Genomic DNA, 20,166 nt, shown 5'->3' with positions numbered 1-20,166 from the left:
TTCTAAATTTGTAATATTTAAATTACAAGCAAATTGTTTTGTCTAATTTAAATGTTCTTAAACGGTCTAAATATCGTAATTTTTTTCTAACAAAAATAGTGAGAAGCTAATTTTTAAGCTTTTTATCGATGAAATACAACATTAAATCTGATAAAATAAACAAAAAAATAGTATTTTTCGTACATTTTGAATTTTATATGAAATTTCTATACAATTACAGTTATTGAAAATTGATAGAGTAAGGAATCTAATAAATACTTTTTATGAATACTATGAAGTTAGAAAAACACTTTGAAATATGATTTATTAATTTTCTATTTTAACCAATGATATTTTACTATTATAAGCTTCATTACCTTTTGATTCTATAGCACTTCTGGCTCTTCCAACATCATCAAATTTTTGATAATAGATATAATATTTATTGGTACTAACATCAAAGAAGAAATCAATATCACTTCTTCCTGAAGCAACAACCTGAGTTAAAAATTCATCTCTTTTTGACGCATCGCTATGTACAGCTAAAACTAAATAATAACCATTTTCTATATTCTTAATATCTTTTACTATCTCAATATTATTACCTCGTTCTTCTCCAAAATCTAAATCCTCTTCTACTAATGGTACAGAACTAACAGCAGTATTCAGTTTTATTGTATTTAAAGCGGCTCTATCTTTATTATATCTAACTTCCTCATTATCATAAGCTGCACGTTTTATTCTACGATTTCTTTCAAATTCTGTAGCTACTTTTATATCATCCAATCTTGAAACTAAATTTTCCTTAACTCGAATAGCTTGTAATTGCTCAGATTTTAAATCTTGTATGGCCTTTAAGTAATAGGTATTTACTTCATCGTTCTTATTGGGCACATTTTTAAGCCTTTCATTATATAAGTTTTCTAGTTGAGAAATCTTTACTTCCTGCGAGCTTATAATATCATCAATTTCTATTTTTAATGATGCTAAAGCTGCATTTTCAGCTGAAATACTTTTAAATGGTTTTGGTGCTTGATAAATACCTTGCTCACTTAAATCATTTTCTTCTTTTAAATCATCTAAATCTTGTTGTTTAGTAGCTACGGTTTCTCTTAATCGTATTAATAAATCTTGCTGCTCTATTTTAGAACTTTCAGTAAGTTTAGTTAAACTTTCCAGAGCCAATGCTTCTCTATCGGAAGCTGTTGGTACCAGTACTCCTTCTAATTCAACTGTGTCTATTTTTTGTTGAGCCTCTAATCTTTCTTTTTCTTCGGCTTCAGCTTTAGCTTTATTTTCTGCTTCAATACGCGCTTGTGCTTCTGCTTGTATTCTTGCCTGTTCCTCTGCCTCTGCTCTAGCTTGTGCTTCTGCTTGTATTCTTGCCTGTTCCTCTGCCTCTGCTTTAACTCGCGCTTCTTCTGCTAATCTTTGTGCTTCAGCTTCTGCCTTAGCTTTATTTTCTGCTTCAATACGAGCTTGTGCTTCTGCCTGTATTCTTGCCTGTTCCTCTGCCTCTGCTCTAGCTTGTGCTTCTTCTGCTAATCTTTGTGCTTCAGCTTCTGCCTTAGCTTTATTTTCTGCTTCAATACGAGCTTGTGCTTCTGCTTGTATTCTTGCCTGTTCCTCTGCCTCTGCTTTAACTCGCGCTTCTTCTGCTAATCTTTGTGCTTCAGCTTCTGCCTTAGCTTTATTTTCTGCTTCTATACGAGCTTGTTCTTCCGCTTGTATTCTTGCCTGTTCCTCTGCCTCTGCTTTAACTCGCGCTTCTTCTGCTAATCTTTGTGCTTCAGCTTCTGCCTTAGCTTTATTTTCTGCTTCAATATCTACTTTAGAAGTATCGTTAGCTGGTTTTCTAACTGGTTTTCTACTTGCCACGGTTCGTTTTGGCTTTTTATCAGCAATAATAAAAGCTTGCTCATCATCATCTCCACTATAATTGTAACGGTATCTATTTTTAAACTTATAAGCTAGAGTAATTTCATGAGAGTTTCCAAAATTTGATAAATTACCCATTGCTTTTTCATAATTATACTCTAAAGCTATTTGAGTTGTAATATTTAAACCTAAACCTCCAGAAATCCCATATAGAGTGTTATAACCTACTTGTGCCCAAATACCTTTGGGTACTGTTAACATCATAACACCTGATAAAATAGTTTTTTCTTTTTTAAATTCTGAGCGTACTAATCCGGAGAATTTGCTTTCATCAAAAAAACCACGGCTATTAACATAACCCGTATACATCATGTGTACTTGTATACTTTGTTCTGGGTTTTCTTCTATAAGACTAGAAGTTGTAAAATTATATAAAGCAAGATTATTTATAGATAAACCAAAATCAAAAAAGTCAGTTCCATAATTAATACCTGGATTTATTGTTATTAAGGTATTAGAAGGTATATTATCTAATGATGTATCGGGAAAATTTGTTACTACATTCCCTTCATTTATACCACTGCTATAAACTCCTAAATTAGTACCAAAAGTTAAGTTCTGGTCTCTATCTAAAACCACATTGTATGCAAAGTTTAAAACTCCTCCAAATGTGGTTAAAACGCCATAGTTTTGCTGAAATAAGGATAATCCCGCTCCAATATTTTCAGTAAATCTTCCTGAATAACCAAATAAGTAAGTTTGGGGTGCATCATCAAACTGAACCCACTCTCGCTTATTTGTAAAACTAATGTACTTATTTTGCTCTCTAACAAAACTGAAGACAGGATTTATAGCATACTTATTAAATTTTAAAGAATTTCTAACAGGCAAATTCAACGCAACAACTCCATCTTCTTGAGAATAGAACTGTTGTATTGTAATGAAAAATAAAATCACATATATTAAATGTTTTTTCATGCTAATTAATCACCGTTATAGAACCTTTTTTTGTTGTATTATTTGATTTGATTATATAATAGTATACTGGGTTTACAGCGTTAAAATTTAGTTTGTTTTCTGGCCAATTATTTTGGTAATTATTGGTTTGCAACACAACTTCGCCTTGGGCGCTGATTATAGTAACCTCTGCATTTGATCCATTTACATACTCTTGTGGTATTATCCATGTGTCATTTATACCATCTCCATTAGGGCTTATTAAATTTGGAATATCTGCTACATCTGGAAATGGTTCTGTAATTGAAAATAAAAATTCGCTAGAAGCTACACACCCAGAAGTTTGAGTAATTACAACTTTATAATTTCCTGTTTGTGTTGCTTCGTAAGAATTGGTATTTGCTCCGGCAATCTGGTTTTCATTTAAATACCATTTAAATTCTGGATTAACCGCATCATTACTTACTATTACTACTAAAGTTTCACCTTCTTCAAGAGTATTATATTCATCAACATCTATACTACTTGTAAAACCGGTATTTTCAAGATTAATAGTTGCAGTAGTATTACAATCTCCTAAATTTATATTAACTGTATAATTTCCAGGTTCGCTGGTTTCATACATTTGACTTGTGGCGCCCGAAATTTCAGAACCATCTTTAAACCACTGGTAACTTACTGCATTAATAGCACTTAATGTTGTTGCGCCTTGACTAACACAATATGGGTTTCCTAAACTAGAACTAATTTCTGATGTTGAACTTGATGTTGATTCGCTTACTGTAACACGATTAGAATACGAATTAGATGTACAAGTACCATAATTTGTTTCTACAAAATAAGTTCCTGGTTGATTAACCGATAATGATTCACCTGAATCTACTAAAACAGATGTTGTTGCCCCAGTTTCCTTATACCAATTATAGGTAAGTGATGGATATTGTAATGGAGAATCATTCATAGCATCACCTGGATTATCTATTGTTAACAAATATCTGCCACCAGCGCAATACACACCTGTAGAAATTAAATTATTTATAGAGAATGGGGTATCTTGAATTTTATAATATGCTGGAAATGCAACAGAAGGCGTACTAGTTGCCACTGGTGAAGTACTTTTAATTCTAATTTTGAATGCTTCTCCAGATATTGTTGTAGGAACGGAAAAAGTTAAAGTAGTTGGAGATGTTGTAAATTCTCCTTGATTCGATGAATAAATTTGTGAAGGATTAGAAAAATCTCCCGTATCGTCTGAAAGTTCTATAATAAATTGATTTGTACCAGTTAACTCAGACTCTGGTGAAAAAGTGAATGTTACATTATACGTATTAAATGAAGGACTTGCACAAGCTTGAGTAAAACCTAAACTTGGCGTGCTAATTACTATTTGAGCACTTATAGTTGTAGATAAACTAAAAAAAAATAAAACAACAATGTTTGATATAGTAAAGTTTCTCATCCCATATTATTTTTAAATAATAAAACGTCTAGAAACTATTACATTTACTTATGCAATACATAGTTGTTAGTTTAATCAGTAAAATTCTAGAAACTTATTTAAAAGTCTATCTGAGAATTTTGAAGAATTGGGACGTTTTATTAAACTAATAATTTTTTTTAACATTTTTAATCCACTTTTATATCTGGATCAACTTCATTTGATGCTATTATTTTATTTATTCTTAATCTGTAATCTGGTCTCCTTGAATTATCTGTATCAATAAATGTTTCAGTATTTGAACCTTTAGAGTATACATTAAAAAATGCAGCATTTCCATACCAATTTTCTAAGTCTTCATTGTTTTTATTGTTTTCAACAAAAATGTTTCCATTACAATTGTTGAAGTACATATCGGTAAATTTAATTTTTTCAAGACTTTCTTGATTTACCCTAATTTTATCTTCAAATATAACAGCTGGATTAAAACCAGAAATCACACTTTTATTCATATCTAATGAGGCATTAGCTCCTACATAAACTGCTTCATCAATCAAACCTTGTTTAATATGAGATGTTAAATCGTTACTTGTATTAATTAATGTTAAATTTTTGGCAACTATTAAAGTTCCCTTTTTGCTAAAATCAACCTCTTCTTCGTTATTGTATGCTAAAATCTGCATGCATCTGGCGCCATCACTACTAGAAGTGTAAGGCGTACGAATTGCAATAGAATTTTCTATTTGACTTTGAGCTCCATAATTAAATTTAAAATCGTTACCGCTTGATTTATAAGACACTAATTTTTTTAAATTTAAATTACCACCCCATATTTTAAATGAATCGCCTGCAGAATTACTTATCATGACATTCTCTAACACCGTTTGATTCCCTATACTAGCCAATAATAAACTATTAAAATATCCTGAGTTTTTAATTCTTTTTCCTGCATATTCTATTCTTACAAACTTTAAAACACCTGAAGAATCGCTTATACTATCACCACCGTAGTTTGTATCTGCATAATAGGTTGGATCTAAATTATGATATAGTTTAGCTACCGATCCATTTCCAAATTTACTAGTAGGTGCATCCCCAAGAATAACTAAACCTCCCCAGTCTCCAGCACGTTTAACACTTCTTTTTGATGTAAAAACAATAGGATCTGTTTCTAAACCATTAGCAATTATAGATGCTCCTTTTGTTATTGTTAATGTAGCTTTAGAATCAAAATCGCCAATGATAATGGTTCCTGGCTCAATTGTAAGCGTAGCATTATTGGTTACAAAAACATTACCCAGTAATAGATAAACATCCCGTTTATAAAGTGTTGTATCTTCAGTTATTTTTCCTGTTAATATTTGAGTAGGTTCACCATACTCTTGTTGGCTAGGATCAAATTCTGTCCAATTACGGAGCCAATTATTCTCTCCAATAATTCCCTTTTCCTGTTGCGAATAAACATTTGCAAATACAAATAGAAATATCCATATTATTTGAGTAAAGTTTTTCATAACTAATTTTTACGATTAATGCAGTAGCAATATTTATTTTAACTATAAACCAAAAATAAAATAAAATCTATGAAATACCAATTTTTTCGTTAAAATACAATAATTAAACAAATGTTAATTCAAAATAATCGATGAAATACATGTTTTTAAACATTAAAAGAAAAATTTGAAATTTAACTTAATCTAAAAATGATAACAATATTTCAATACAAATTTTGATTTTTTGAAGCTCTAAAACAAAAAAGAAACAAAATTATATATCATGTTTCTTTCAAGTATGGGTCAATGAAAATTCACATTAATGAAATTCACTATATTCATGCAATGATTTCATTATTTCTTCATAAAATAATATAGCTGAAATTAAATCATTAGTATCAGAATACGGTAAAATTTTATTTTGAAATTTGTTTGTGATTTCAAGATACTCATCTGTAGCTTCAAACTGATTGTCTAATGCTTTAGTATTATCGCTATCAACAGGAATACCTAAACTTGACATGGTAACACCAGGTTTAGTAGCAAAAGCAATATAAGGTAAAGTTTTTACTAAGCTTTCTATACGCTCCATATAAAGCCCTAATAAAAGACCTTTTTGCATATTTTCAAGCTCCTCTTTATTATGATATTTCTTGATGGCTACTTGTCTAATAATACTTCTTGGTGCCTTGCTTTTTTGAGCAAAACCAATATTTGCCATTAAAAAAAAGCCTAAACTGAGAAAGATAATCTTCATTTTCATGATTTCGATTTAAGGGTTTAATATTACAAATTTATGTAATTTATCGTAAAAAACAAGCCTTTTATCGATTTTTTATCAAATTATTTTTTTGTTTAAAAGAATATCTACCAAAAATGAGTGCTGTTTTAGAATATTTTTTTACTAAAGTTTAAATATTGTATTCATTTATAAAAGATTAGAAATAGCTAAGAAATACTATTTACTAAAAGAAATATTTAAGGTGTTTACAATGAATAAACAAAAAAGCATCTCCCTAATACAATGTAAAAGGAAAATGCTTTAACCAACTAAACTTAATAATTAAACTGAAAAACTAAACTAAATCTATTTTACTTATTTATTATTTAATACTAATATTTAATGAAAACACTGTTATTGATGTAGTACCAGAACCTACAAGTCTTTGTCCCCAAATTTCAATGTAATCGTTTGGAGCAAGTTCTACTGTACCAGAAATTGAATTACTTGATATATCTGATGTATTATTAACGCGCATTAAAGTATTTGTTTCTGTTAATGTGGTTGTACCATTTTTTCTAATAAAGAAACCATAATAATCACCTGTTCCGGAATTTCCACGAATAGACAATGCTGCGTTAATTTGAAATGTTTTCGTTTTTTTTCCTAAATAGGTTATTCTATTATTTTGCGGAGATGAAATTCTAAATAAATTCACCGCTGTTGTTGTGTTAGAACCAGTATTCCCAGATAAATTTAAAGCTGTATTATTTGTAACTGTTTGTACAAAACCAGTTGTAATTGTTCCGTTATAATAAATATTTCCAGTTGCAACTTGGTCAGATTCTAATGGTATTCCTGGACAATTAACAGTCCATGCATTATTAAAATTATAACCCGTATAAGAACCCACAGTATATCTATTTATATATTGAGTACTAGTTCCACTAAAACTTGTTCCTGTTAAAACCCCATGCCCAACTACGGGATTAGCACTAACATCAATACCTATGGCGGTACCATCAACCTCTGAAAAACCACCTTGTTTTTCAAGAATGCTAAATGTTCCTGTGAAGGTTTCATATGTCCCTGTATTGGATGATAACCAACCTACATTGCTTAATAATAAATCTGTAATATTATTATAGGTTACTCCATTTGTATTTCCAGAGAATTGTACAATACTTATAAACACTAATCCAAATCCTCCAATAGCTCCAACAGATCCAGAATTAGCCACAACTGAGTCTCTAAAAATTAAATTCTGTCCTGTTGTTCCTGTTAAATTAAAAATAGTTCCTCCTGGTGCTGTAAGCGTTAAATTTCTTATACTACCTCCTGTATTCCCTGTAAACATTGTTCCACCTGCTCTAACTAAAATATCTTCATTTGTATCTAAACCAATCAAATAAGCATTATTTAACTCTATAGGTTGTGCTAATGTAATTGTACCATTAATTTCATATAATGTGTTTGCAGATAATAAATATCTAGTACCTCCACCAGCAGTTAATTCTGCACTTAAATCTGCTGCAGATTTTATAAGTTTATGGTTGTTTCTAACTTTAGAATCAATTTTTGTCCAAGCACTAGACTTGTAAAAATAAAATGAATTTTCTGTTGTATCATAAACTAATAATCCATTAGCAGGTGTTGCAATTGCTGTTCTTTGAGCAGTTGTCATTCTTGGAGTTAAAACCCCTTGTGTTGTTGAGTTAACATCTAAGACTGATGATGCATCTGGGGTTGTGGTTCCTATACCAACTTGAGATATTGCACTAAAACTAAAGCTAAAAAAAGCCAATAGCATAAGTAGGATAAGTTGTTGATTAAGTTTTTTCATGTTTTAGTATTTTAAGATTTTTTGGGTTTTTTTGCTATTAATTGTCTCTACTTTTACAAAATAAATACCATCACTATTATTAAATGGAATTACAATTTTGCTTGTATTATTTATGTTCTTATTTAATTTTAAAACTTCTTGACCTAAAACATTGAATATTTCAATATTTTTAAGTTCAATTTTTTCATTATTGTTTACAACTATATGTTCTAATCCGTCATAAAAAATCTTTATAGGTTCAATGCTATTATCATTAATAGACAACGCATTTTGAGGTAAGAAAACAATTGAAAACCTATCTAAATACTCACCAATAGGTAGGACTAAATCATAACTAGTCTCACTCAAATTATGTGTTGTATTTAAATAATTATCTTTTAGATAAACAGCATTAGAGAAGTCTTCAACCATATCAAGCATTATTCTATGGTTTCCTTGTTCTGAAATTAAAATTCCTAAAGGAAATTCCATGGAATCAATAAAACTGTTTACTCCTTGTATAGCATATTTTTTGCTTAAATCGTTTTCAATAATAAAAAACATATCATCATCTCTCGCATCAGTCATTGCAGCATCGTAACCTTGATTATAATCAATTCCTGCTGTTGAATTTGGTAAAAACCCTAAAAGCAACTGTCTATGAAAACCTTCAGGATCTTCATGCCCAAGTCTTATATATTGATTAGTAGGACCACTAGCCTTTGAATTTGATTGTTTATAAAAATTTGCTTCTCCAGAAGTATCCGTTTTAAAAATTCTTTGAGAGTTATTAAAAACTATATTTCCTGTACCTATGGCTTCTACAAAAAAGCCTTGGCCAACCGACATGTATTGTGTTGGTGATGTAACAGAACCTGAACTTCCTATACCACTAATTAATGAAGATGTTACAGATGGTATAACACCTCCTGTTAGATTACGTATAGCATAACCACCTAAATAATCAGATAACATATGAGATGTTGATCCACCATCAACCCAATAATGCACTGCATCTACTACCAAAACATTATCTGTTATAAATTTACTTATATCTATAGCTGATGGGTATGGATTACCTAACAATGATTGTTCTCCATTAGATATTGCATGTAAGTATTCTCCATTATTTGGAGCTCCGTAAAATACATAGTTTTGATTAGCAGAAATCGAATTACTTCCTTTCATCGTATAGCCTTCACCAGGATTTAGAAGACTGTTTTGATTAATTTTAATCCAACCTGAATTAGAACCATTACCACGTGTATATTTATACAACCAATCCGAGTTAATTGTTAAAGCAGTAGTTACATTACTTCCTCCATCAACTGTAGAAGGAACACCATTATAAGGAGCACCAGTGTTAAATAATGTTTGCTGTGGAGTAAATGAATTGATATTAGAATCCGTTCCATCAAATTTACCACCAAATAAAGAAAAAGTACCTCCATTATTTACAGGTGACGACCAATAATTAAACTTGTAAGGAGATACGGTTCCTTGTTGATCAACTAATATTTTTCCAGAACTAACAGTGTTTACATTAGTTCCTGTGTGAGTTTGAATAAGTTGTGATTCTCCTACTAAACGAATATCTCCACTTATAAAATTAATAGCATTGGCAATATTTAAAGCAAAATTATCTGCAATTGATACACCTTGAGAACTTGCTGCAGTAATATCAATCTCTAGATTATATAGATTAATTTCGTTTGAAACACCTGAAATAGTAATTAGTGGATTTATAGAGCTTTTAAAATAAGTTGTTCCTGAAATTGAAGTAGTTATACCATCATTAATAAAGTTATTATTTAAATATAGGTCACCATTATTATTATGAACACCTGTGCTTTTATTGGTATATTCATTTTCAAAATATACATCTGTTAAAGGTGAAATTTGAAAAATCCCTTCGTTTACAATTTGCGAATAACAAATAATATTAAAGAATATTAAACTAAACCGTATTAAGTATTTCTTTATCATTTATAGAAATTTAATTGTTTATTAAATAATTTTTAGAAAGAACTTTCTACATCTACATCGTTTTCTAGAAAATCATATTGACTTAAATAAGGGTGCTTATGGGTTGTTATTATTTTATTTAAGCCTTCTTTTGTTAATGGTTTATTAATAAACCCATTACATATTTTTTCACTTTCTACCCTTTTTATATCCTGAAAATTTGTAGATGATGATAACATATATATATTGATTGGTTTATCTTTTATGATACGAAGGTTTTTATATTCCTTTAAAAATTCAAAACCGTTCATTTCAGGCATATTAATATCTAAAAAAATTATATCTGGTATAAATGTAGACTGGTTATGTATACCATCATTTACAATATTTAAATACTTAATTGCAGATATTCCACTTGTAAATGGCATAACTTTAGAATCAATTTCTAACTTCTCAATAATTCTTTGGTGAACAAATAAATCAATTTTATTATCATCAATTAACATAATTTTCACTTCCATGGTTGGTCTTTATTTTTAGGTTTATGGATTATGGGGCAATTCTACTTTAAAGCATGTTCCTTTATTTATATTACTTGTAACATTAATTTTTCCTTCTAAATCTTCTATTATATTTTTAACTATATATAACCCTAACCCATTACCTGGAACTTCATTTATGTTAGCTCTGTAATACAAATCAAAAATTTTATTAATACAGTTTTCTGAAATACCTTGACCGTTATCACAAACTTTAATCACTATACCTTTTTTTAATGATTTCACTGAAACATCTACATAAGGCATGCACTTATTAGTTGGTTCTACAGAATACTTTATTGCATTCTGTATTAAATTTTGAAATATTGAACTAAGCAATTCTGGATTAGAATAATAGTTAATTGAGTTATCTATATTTATATTAAACTTAAAGAGTCCGAAATTTTTTGTACCAGATAACATTCTTAATACATTGCTAATAATTTTAGAAAAATTAATTAGTTCGGTTTCTTTCTTTTTGCTTGATGCAATAGATGCTCTATTAAGATTATCAACTAACCCTTTTCCACTTTTAATAGTAGTTTCAAGCATTTCTACTAAAAACTTTATTCTTTCACCATCCTTTTCATCTTTTAATAGATTAATCAAACCTTCTGCGGAAGAAAATGGTGCTTTTAAGTCATGAGCAGACCTATACAAAAACAATTCTAAATCTTTTGTTTTTTGCTTTAACTTATTTTGTAAAGTTTTACGTTTTGTGATATCTAACATCATGGCACAATAGAAACAATTATCATCAACATTTAAACTACTTAATGCAAATTCAACAGGAAATTCCTCTCCATTTTTACGTAAACAAAACATCTCAATGATATCAACATTTTGGTTGTTTTTAATTCTGTTTATCGCTTTTAATAACTCCTTAATATTTCCTTTTTTAAACTTTTTGGAGGTTAAAATGGTAAGAGGTTGCCCCAATATTTCTACTTTAGAATATCCAAAAGCTAATTCTGCTCCTTTATTCCATTCGGTTATATTTCCTTTACTATCTGCAACTACTATAATACCTACATTTACAGATTGAAAAATGGATTTATACTTAGAGTTTATTTTATTACTCTCTATTAGTTTAATATTTTGTGATTGGTTTTCAGTAACATCATTATAAATACATACATACTTTGTAGTGTTTTCTGTATTATCTTTAATAGGTATAATAGTTGTGTCTAACCAAAACATTTTTCCTGACTGTGATCTATCACTTAAAACACCATTCCATTTATTTCCCATTTTTATGGTTCGCCATAATTGCTTATATTTTTTTTCAGAATGTAAATGAGACTTCAATAATCCATGCGTTTCTCCAATTAGCTTATTAACATCACACTCTAAAATTTTGCAATAGTTTTCACTTGCATATTCAATTCTACCTAAAAAATCTGTTACTGTAATTATTGAATTCTCTTTAAATAAAGACAGTACAGTGTCATTAATATTATTTGATAAATAATATTTAATTGCTTCCATAAAACTTGTTTTTTGTTTCTATACAATATGCTTTAGCTGACTCTATATCACTAAAAACACTGTATGGTGTATTTGGGTTGTATAATCTTTTATATGAGGCTATTAATAATTTTATTCCTATAGTATTAAGAACAAAAGCTTCTGAAATTCTTAGCTTTAATAATGTTGGTGAATTAGCAAACAAATGAGCAGCAGAAGGAGAAAAAGTTCCTTTTGAATCTCGAATATCTATTAAAAAAGGCATTGCTGTACCATTACACAATTTAGTAATCACCTCTATATATTGCTTTACTTTATTAGAGTCTAATCTATAATTAGGGTTATCATTATTAAATTGGGCACAAAGGATACTATTAGAATCAATCCAAAACTTTCCGTGTCCAATTTTAATTATGTTTTCCATTTTTTCCGTTTTATATAAATACATTGAATACCATATTTAATTTATTACAATGCTTTACGGCCGATTTTTTATCCTTAAATATTGTATTAGGTACAACTGGATCGTTAGCTATATTATGAATGGATAAAATGAGTTTTGATAGGAAAGAATCAACTAAAAATGTTTTGGAAAGCACTTTTTCTTTAATTAACCTATTTCTGGATAATATTTTAAACAACCTGATTTTAAGAGCATAACTTAACTCTTTCATATTTATAATGATAGGCATGTATACATCTTTAGATAATTCAGAAATAGCATATAAGAAAATCTCTTCCATGTTACTCTCAACAAAACTTTCATTAAAGTCACTACAAACTTTGCAATAGATTATTTTTTTATCTACCCAAAAGCTTACATTATCTATTAGTATTTCGCCTTTCATTTTTTACCTTTTGAAAAACTTATGCCAATAGGGATGCCAAAAATTATTTTTGTGAAAAAATAAAAATCAAATTACTGATAATCAATTATTTAAATTTTTAGGGGTTTTGTAAGAAGATTACAAAATGTCGGAATACCGTGTGTTTTTTAGTACAAAAAAACGCAAAGTCACGGAATACCGTTATTTTTTTGCAGATTTTTTAATACCTAATTTAGACATTTTGTCTCGTAAAGTACTTGGTTTTAAATCGAGTAGAATAGCAGCTCCACTTGGTCCGCTAATTTTCCAATTACACTGTTCTAAAATTTGAAGAATATGATTGCGCTGAATAACATCTAAAGATACATTGTTACTAACCGCAGGTTGTTGCTTTTCTTTTTGCATTGTAGACTCGAACCCAGGAATTACTAAAGTATCTCCGTTTGATAATATTAATGCTCTTTCTATTAAGTTCTCTAGTTCTCTAATATTTCCTGGCCAATCATATGTTTTTAGTTGATTCATAGAATCATCTGGAATGTATTTAATATGTTTATCGTAAGCTTTATTAAACTTATCTACAAAATGTTCTACTAATAATGGTATATCATCTTTTCTATTTCTTAAAGGTGGGATTTCAATAGGAAAAACATTTAATCTAAAATATAAGTCTTCCCTAAATTGCTTTTTTGCAATCTCTTCTTTCAGGTTTCTATTAGTTGCAGCTATAACACGTACATTTAATTTTTTTAAACCTGTACCACCTACAACTTCAATTTCGCCTTCTTGTAAGAATCTTAAAATTTTTGGTTGCATGTCTATAGGTAATTCTCCTATTTCATCTAAAAACAGTGTGCCACCATCTGCTAATTCAAATTTTCCTATTTTATCACTAAAAGCTCCAGTAAATGAGCCTTTTTTATGCCCAAATAACTCACTTTCTATAAGTTCTCTTGGAATTGCAGAGCAATTAACCTTTATTAATGGTTTGTTATTTCTTAGACTAGTATTATGGATTGCTCTAGCAATTAATTCCTTTCCTGTACCAGATTCGCCCAATAATAATACTGTTGCATTTGTTGGAGAAACTTTTTCTACCTCAGTAAGTACATTACTAAATTCTGTACTTCCGTAAACCATTTCTTCATAGTTAAACACTAAATCAAGCTCATTTCTTAGGTAAACGTTTTCTTGTTCTAATTGATCACGCAATTCATTTAATTCTTTATTCGCTTCAATAAGTTTTTCATTTGCCTTTGCAATTTTATTTTCTGCTAATTTTCGTTCAGAACTTTCAACCATCAAAGACACCATACTTGCTATAGAAGTAACAAAACTTTCTTCTTCGTTTGTAAAAACTCTTTTAGGTGTTGTAGATTCAAAACTAATTATTCCGTAATGATCATTTCTACCATAAACTAATACATCTATTCTTGAAGATATATTATATGGAATATAATACTGTTTAGCAAATGCTTTGGTTATTGAATTATTGACTACATCTGGAATGTTTAAGCTGTTTTTTTCTTTAAACGCCTCAAAATAGTTTGGGAAATCTTCTTTCTTAATTATTAAACCTTCTTCATCAAATTTATTGTCTAATGTATTATAAAAGAGTTTGCTTAATAATTCGGTCTTATCTTTTTTAAATTCCCAAATAGTTACTAATTCTGTATTAAGAGCTTTGGCAGATGTAGTTACAATTTTTCTCAAAGATGAATTAAAATCTTCTCCAATAAGACTAGCTAATTCTATAATGATGTTTTTTCGTTGGTCAGCTATTTTTATATTTTCTTTTAATATATTTTCTGCTTTTACCCTATCTGTAATATCTGTAATGGTAGAGAAATACGCTATTATTTTGCCATTTTTATCTTTAATTGTTGAATCACATAAAGAAACAGGAAAGCGTTCTCCATTTTTTCTCATTAAAGTAAACTCTTTATTAATACCCAAACTTTCTATTGGACTATTAAAAGATTTATATATATTATCATATTCTTCTGGTGGCCAGTAAGGAAATGGAGCTTTTATACCTATAAGTTCTTCTTCAGAAAATCCTGTCATTTCACATAAAGCAGCATTTACCTGTATATGTTTCCCTTCTAAGTTTACAACAGATAAGCCTTCATGTAAGGAGGTAATAAGTTTCTCAGAAAATTCTTTTTCAGATTTTAATTCACTTTCAATAATTTTTCTTTCAGTACTTTCAACCATTAAAGACACTATATTTGCTATTGAAGTAGCAAATTCTTGCTCATCAGCAGTCCAATTTCTTATTGTTTCTCCAACATGTTCAAAACAAATAATACCATAATAGCCATTTGTGCTATTTACAAATACATCCATAAGAGATTTAATATTCTGAGGTATTAAATAATCTTCTGAAAATTGCTTTGTTACGCTGTTTTTTTGCGCATCGTTAATAAGAATTGTTTGATGTTTTTCTAAAGCCTTAAAATATTTTGGGTTGTCAGTTTTTTTAAGAACTAATCCGTTTGAGTGTAAATTACTTTTTAATGTATATAATCTTTCGCATTTAATTGCACTTTTATCTGCATTAAAGCTCCAAATACTTACCCTTTCTACATTTAATGTTTTGGCTGCTAGTTTTGTAATTTTCTTAATTGAAGTTTTAAAATCTTTACCAACAAGATTAGCTAATTCTAAAATTACATTTTTCTTCAGATTAGATTTTATAGCATTCTCTTCTAATGTTTTTTTTACCTCTACCTCTTTAGAGATGTCTTTCATGGTTCCAAATAAAGCAATAACCTCACCTCTATTATCCTTTATATTTCCTGTTAAAAACGTGGCTAAAAACTTTTCACCATTTTTTCTAATAAACTCAAATTGGAAAGATGGGGCTTCTCCCTTAGCAATTAGTTGGTTAGTTCTTACTATGTCCTCAAAATCTTCTTGCTTTATAAATGGATAAGGTAAATTAAGGCCAACAAGTTCCTTATTAGAATACCCTAATATTTTACATGTAGAATCATTAACCATAATGATTTTACCTTCCAAATTAACAATAATTAATCCTTCTTGCATAGACATCATTAGCTTATCGGTAAATTCTTTAGCTAACTTTAAGTCTAATTCAGCTTTCTTACGTTCTGTGATATCTTGAATGGTACCAATCATTTTTATGGGCTTACCTTCATCGTCCAATACTAATTCTCCAAACCCATGAACCCAAACTTCATTTTTATTATCTAATTTTAAAATCCGGTATTCTTTGTCGAATTTTTCGTGATTTTTTAGAATGTTATTTTCAAAATAGCTTCGTATTTCATCTCTTTCTTCAGGATGAATTATTTTAATCCAATTTTCAACATTCTTAACAAAGGATTTATTTACACCAAAAATTTTGTCCAAAACATCTGAAGTTTTCCAAGTCATGGAATTAATATCTAGTGAATATGATCCAATATTGGCAACTACTTGAGATTGTCTTAAATTGTATTCGCTTTCTAAAAGTCTTTCTTCTGCTTTTTTACGTTCTGTAACATCTCTTATTACTCCAATGATAAATTTATTACCATTATAATCAATATACCTTGTTTTTTTGGTTGAAATTAATAGTGTTTCACCATCTCGAACAGTAAGCTTTTCTTCATTTATATTTTCTATACCTGTAGAGAGTACTTGCTTGTCTATACTTAAAAAAAGATTTGTTTCTTCTTCAGGAACTTCTGTTGATAATGTTTTTCCAATTATATCATCCTTTGAAAGGCGAAAAATTTCACAAAAAGCATCGTTTACTAAAACAAATTCACTTTGGTCATTTTTTACAAAAACAGGGTCTCCAATGTTATTAATAATATTGTCAAGATATTTTTCACTTTTAATTATTTGTTCTTCAGCTTCTTTAAGTTCAGTAATATCTATAACGGTTCCTTGAAATTTTATAGCATTACCAGATTCATCTTCTATAATTTCCGTTTGAACCATAACGTATTTAACCGTATTATCTCGCCATAGAATACGATATTCAAAAGGGTCACTATTCTTATTTTCTATTCTATCTTTAGTAAGTTTTTTATAGTAATCTTTATCTTCTGGATGAACCATACTTAATACAGAATCATGCTTTAACGGCATGTTTTTATCTACATCATAAATCTCATACATTAAGTCTGACCAAAACATTTTATCATTGATAATATCCCAACTCCAGTACCCTATTTTCCCAATTCGTATTGCTGCTTGTAATTTTTGTTGAATTATTTCAACTTCTTTTTCAGCTTTCTTACGCTCAGTAATGTCATAAACAATTCCTACCAGATGAGTACATTCATTATTTTCATCAAATAAAGGACTTATAGTTATTATTGCTGTTTCTATACCTGGTTTGTAAGGTCTATTTTCTTCCCATTGAATCGGTTTTTTACTTTTAATTACTTCTTTATGTTTTTCTAGTATAAAACTCAATATGGGTTCTGGAATTACATCACTAACATATTTATCAATTATATCTTCTCTGGTTGTGTCAAAAAGATTTAAATAACTATCACTAACAGAAATAAATTTATACTTAAAACCCTTTTCCACTTTAAGTATGAAAATAGGCTGAGTTAGAGTTTTATAAATTATGTTTAACTCTTGCTCTTTTTGAGTTATAAGTTGGTTTGCTTCTTTTTTCTCTGTTATATCTGAAAAATAAATAGTTAACCCATCTGTATATGGATAAACTCTATTTTCAAACCACTTATCCAAAGGCTCATAATATTCTTGAAAATCTTGTATTTGTTGAGTTTCTACAGCTTTATGATAGGCTTTATAAAAAGGAAGATTTACACCATCTGGAAATACTTCCCATATATTTTTCCCGATTAAACTATTTGGTGCTCTTCCTAAAAGTGCACCTGCTTTATCATTTACATAAGTATAACACCAATTATTATCTAAAGAAATAATACCATCGGAAATACTATTTAACGTAATGTCTAATTGAGATGAAAGCTTTTTTTCTAATATTAAATCTAAATACTTTTTTCTATAATTAAGTACTGAAAAAATACCTTGGTTTTTAGATTTTTCAAATGCAACATCTTTTTTATCATCTGTAAGCTCTTTTATAAGACCTAAATGAGCAATAACTTCGTCATTATTATTCTTGATACTTGCAACAAAAACCAAAACAGGAAAACGTTCACCATTTTTACGCATGTGTATGGTTTCATTTTCAGCTTTTATATCTGCATTTAACATTTTCTGCAAACCGGTTGAAAATGCTTCATGAAGTTCAGGTGGCCAAAATAAATAAGGTATTTCGGAATTTAATAATTCCTTTTCTTTAAAGCCTGTAATTTTACAAAGCTTAGAATTAACTGCGATAATTTTTCCTAAAGTAGAAATAATTAAAAACCCGTCTAATTGGGATTCCATAAAAGCATTAGAAAACCCATAGGTTTCCTTTAATTCTTTAAGTAATTTTATATCACTGGCACTCATAAAATAGTTGGCTAAAAAAACTTATTAAATTGTTGAACTAATTACAATTTTATTAAATATTCAACAATAAATTATGCTTATAATGCTATTAATATAATTTATTTAGATTAAAAAAACTAATTAAATATTTCTTTGTAAGAAAAATAAATCACCATAAATTTCTAAAAAAATAATCAATGATTTATATTAAATACTACTGGGAGAATTGACAAAAATACAAAACAATATGAAATATAATACTTACAAGAGGGAAAATATTTTATATAGTAGTAATTAATAAAAGAAAAACTAATTCTTTATTAATTAATTTGATAAGAAGTTATTACGTTTAAACGAACGTAAACCATAAAGTGCAATAATTACAAAACATAGTAAAGGTAAAACAAAAGAAAAATTAACTTCTGGTACACCAAAAATTAAAGTATCGTTATAACCTATACCATCTATATCTAAAATAGCTCCTTGCAACATTGGCATAATCGCACCACCTACAATAGCCATAACTAAAAATGCTGACGCAAATTTGGCATCATCACCCAAGCCATCTAGAGCAATTCCATAAATAGTAGGGAACATTAAAGACATGCAAAAAGAAGTTGCAACTAGTGTGTATAAACCTAAAATGCCCTCAATAAAAATTGTACATGCACAAAGGATAATTGCAAAAACAGAAAGATAAGCTAAAAGCTTACTTGAATTTATAAATTTTAATAAGTAAGTAAAAAAGAAACGACCTAATAAAAATAGTCCAAAAGCAATATATGAGTAATTAATAGTTTTAGAATTTTCTATACCTAAATTTTCGGCGTATTGATAAATATATGTCCAACACATAATTTGAGCTCCAACATAAAACATTTGTGCAACAACACCTTCAACAAAATTTCGTTTTTTAAAAATTCTAGAAATGGCAGATAACATATTTACCTTTTTATTTAAATCCTTCTTTTCTGGCATTTTAACAAAAGTTATAATCATCAGCATTATCAAAACAAAAAGCCCTAAAGCCACATAAGGGTTTCTAATAACCATTAAATCTTCTGTACGTATATTTTGTTTTACAGTTTCAGTGAGTGTATTATAATTTTCTATATCATCAGATTGTAATTTACCTAAAACAAAAAATTGAGCAACAAACAATCCTCCTACTAAACCAACTGGATTAAAAGCCTGTGCTAAATTTAATCTGCGTGTGGCCGTTTTAGAATCTCCCATGGCCAATATATAAGGATTAGCTGATGTCTCTAAAAAAGCAAGACCAAAAGTTAATATATACAAGGCTAAAAGAAAAAATACGTAATTCTCATATGCTGCAGCTGGGAAAAACAATAATGCTCCCAATGCATATAATGCCAAACCTATTAAAACACCAACTTTATAGGTATACTTTTTCATAAAGAAAGCAGCAGGTAATGCCATTGTAAAATAACCACCGTAAAAGGCTAATTGTACCAACGAAGCTTGTAAGTTATTTAATTCCAACACTTTTTTAAATGCAGATACCATAGGATCTGTAACGGCATTTGCAAAACCCCAAAGGGCAAATAATGATGTGATTAATATAAAAGGAATTAAAACTTTTTTTGATACAACTGCTGTACTTTCTTTCATTAAAGTTATTTT

At 28.9% G+C, this 20,166-nt stretch carries 12 protein-coding genes; all 12 read right to left on the bottom strand.

What is annotated here, in order from left to right:
• Positions 1-306: 306 nt before the first annotated feature.
• The 12 genes from MBM09_RS09025 to fucP all read right to left on the bottom strand — a co-directional run bounded on the left by MBM09_RS09025 (position 307) and on the right by fucP (position 20,154).
• The gene (locus tag MBM09_RS09025; RefSeq protein ID WP_238673377.1) at positions 307-2,835 is read right to left on the bottom strand and encodes a PorP/SprF family type IX secretion system membrane protein; all 2,529 of its coding nucleotides are present in this window, start codon (positions 2,833-2,835) and stop codon (positions 307-309) included.
• Between the two features lies 1 nt (position 2,836).
• On the bottom strand, positions 2,837-4,273 hold the full coding sequence (locus MBM09_RS09020) for a gliding motility-associated C-terminal domain-containing protein (protein WP_238673376.1): 1,437 nt from the start codon (positions 4,271-4,273) through the stop codon (positions 2,837-2,839).
• A 167-nt stretch (positions 4,274-4,440) separates the two neighbouring features.
• Positions 4,441-5,766, bottom strand: a complete 1,326-nt coding sequence (locus tag MBM09_RS09015; protein ID WP_238673375.1) for a hypothetical protein — start codon at positions 5,764-5,766, stop codon at positions 4,441-4,443.
• 298 nt (positions 5,767-6,064) lie between these two features.
• Positions 6,065-6,508 carry a hypothetical protein gene (locus tag MBM09_RS09010; RefSeq protein WP_238673374.1) on the bottom strand — a complete coding sequence of 148 codons (444 nt, stop codon included), beginning with the start codon at positions 6,506-6,508 and terminating at the stop codon, positions 6,065-6,067.
• A 340-nt stretch (positions 6,509-6,848) separates the two neighbouring features.
• Positions 6,849-8,309, bottom strand: coding sequence for a hypothetical protein (locus MBM09_RS09005; protein ID WP_238673373.1), 1,461 nt, complete (start codon positions 8,307-8,309; stop codon positions 6,849-6,851).
• A gap of 3 nt (positions 8,310-8,312) precedes the next feature.
• Positions 8,313-10,274 (bottom strand): T9SS type A sorting domain-containing protein, encoded by a 1,962-nt coding sequence (locus MBM09_RS09000; protein WP_238673372.1) that lies wholly within the window; start codon positions 10,272-10,274, stop codon positions 8,313-8,315.
• A 32-nt stretch (positions 10,275-10,306) separates the two neighbouring features.
• On the bottom strand, positions 10,307-10,774 hold the full coding sequence (locus MBM09_RS08995) for a response regulator (protein WP_238673371.1): 468 nt from the start codon (positions 10,772-10,774) through the stop codon (positions 10,307-10,309).
• 21 nt (positions 10,775-10,795) lie between these two features.
• Complete coding sequence (locus MBM09_RS08990) at positions 10,796-12,280, bottom strand: PAS domain S-box protein (RefSeq protein ID WP_238673370.1); 1,485 nt, start codon at positions 12,278-12,280, stop codon at positions 10,796-10,798.
• Positions 12,267-12,683 carry a hypothetical protein gene (locus MBM09_RS08985; RefSeq protein WP_238673369.1) on the bottom strand — a complete coding sequence of 139 codons (417 nt, stop codon included), beginning with the start codon at positions 12,681-12,683 and terminating at the stop codon, positions 12,267-12,269. The genes MBM09_RS08990 and MBM09_RS08985 overlap by 14 nt, the downstream gene beginning before the upstream one ends.
• 10 nt (positions 12,684-12,693) lie before the next feature.
• A complete protein-coding gene (locus MBM09_RS08980; RefSeq protein ID WP_238673368.1) occupies positions 12,694-13,107 on the bottom strand; it encodes a hypothetical protein in 414 nt (137 codons plus the stop codon).
• A gap of 180 nt (positions 13,108-13,287) precedes the next feature.
• Complete coding sequence (locus tag MBM09_RS08975; protein WP_238673367.1) at positions 13,288-18,543, bottom strand: PAS domain S-box protein; 5,256 nt, start codon at positions 18,541-18,543, stop codon at positions 13,288-13,290.
• A 303-nt stretch (positions 18,544-18,846) separates the two neighbouring features.
• Positions 18,847-20,154, bottom strand: a complete 1,308-nt coding sequence (gene fucP / locus MBM09_RS08970; protein WP_238673366.1) for an L-fucose:H+ symporter permease — start codon at positions 20,152-20,154, stop codon at positions 18,847-18,849.
• Positions 20,155-20,166 lie beyond the last annotated feature (12 nt).

It is taken from the genome of Flaviramulus sp. BrNp1-15 (assembly GCF_022259695.1).
GTDB lineage: Bacteria > Bacteroidota > Bacteroidia > Flavobacteriales > Flavobacteriaceae > BrNp1-15.
This window is presented reverse-complemented; position numbering and strand designations above follow the sequence as displayed.

Bases quoted from the DNA above. Each gene is read 5' to 3' on its own strand.
- MBM09_RS09025 (WP_238673377.1), bottom strand. From the start codon at position 2,835: ATGAAAAAACATTTAATATATGTGATTTTATTTTTCATTACAATACAA.
- MBM09_RS09020 (WP_238673376.1), bottom strand. From the start codon at position 4,273: ATGAGAAACTTTACTATATCAAACATTGTTGTTTTATTTTTTTTTAGT.
- MBM09_RS09015 (WP_238673375.1), bottom strand. From the start codon at position 5,766: ATGAAAAACTTTACTCAAATAATATGGATATTTCTATTTGTATTTGCA.
- MBM09_RS09010 (WP_238673374.1), bottom strand. From the start codon at position 6,508: ATGAAAATGAAGATTATCTTTCTCAGTTTAGGCTTTTTTTTAATGGCA.
- MBM09_RS09005 (WP_238673373.1), bottom strand. From the start codon at position 8,309: ATGAAAAAACTTAATCAACAACTTATCCTACTTATGCTATTGGCTTTT.
- MBM09_RS09000 (WP_238673372.1), bottom strand. From the start codon at position 10,274: ATGATAAAGAAATACTTAATACGGTTTAGTTTAATATTCTTTAATATT.
- MBM09_RS08995 (WP_238673371.1), bottom strand. From the start codon at position 10,774: ATGGAAGTGAAAATTATGTTAATTGATGATAATAAAATTGATTTATTT.
- MBM09_RS08990 (WP_238673370.1), bottom strand. From the start codon at position 12,280: ATGGAAGCAATTAAATATTATTTATCAAATAATATTAATGACACTGTA.
- MBM09_RS08985 (WP_238673369.1), bottom strand. From the start codon at position 12,683: ATGGAAAACATAATTAAAATTGGACACGGAAAGTTTTGGATTGATTCT.
- MBM09_RS08980 (WP_238673368.1), bottom strand. From the start codon at position 13,107: ATGAAAGGCGAAATACTAATAGATAATGTAAGCTTTTGGGTAGATAAA.
- MBM09_RS08975 (WP_238673367.1), bottom strand. From the start codon at position 18,543: ATGAGTGCCAGTGATATAAAATTACTTAAAGAATTAAAGGAAACCTAT.
- fucP (WP_238673366.1), bottom strand. From the start codon at position 20,154: ATGAAAGAAAGTACAGCAGTTGTATCAAAAAAAGTTTTAATTCCTTTT.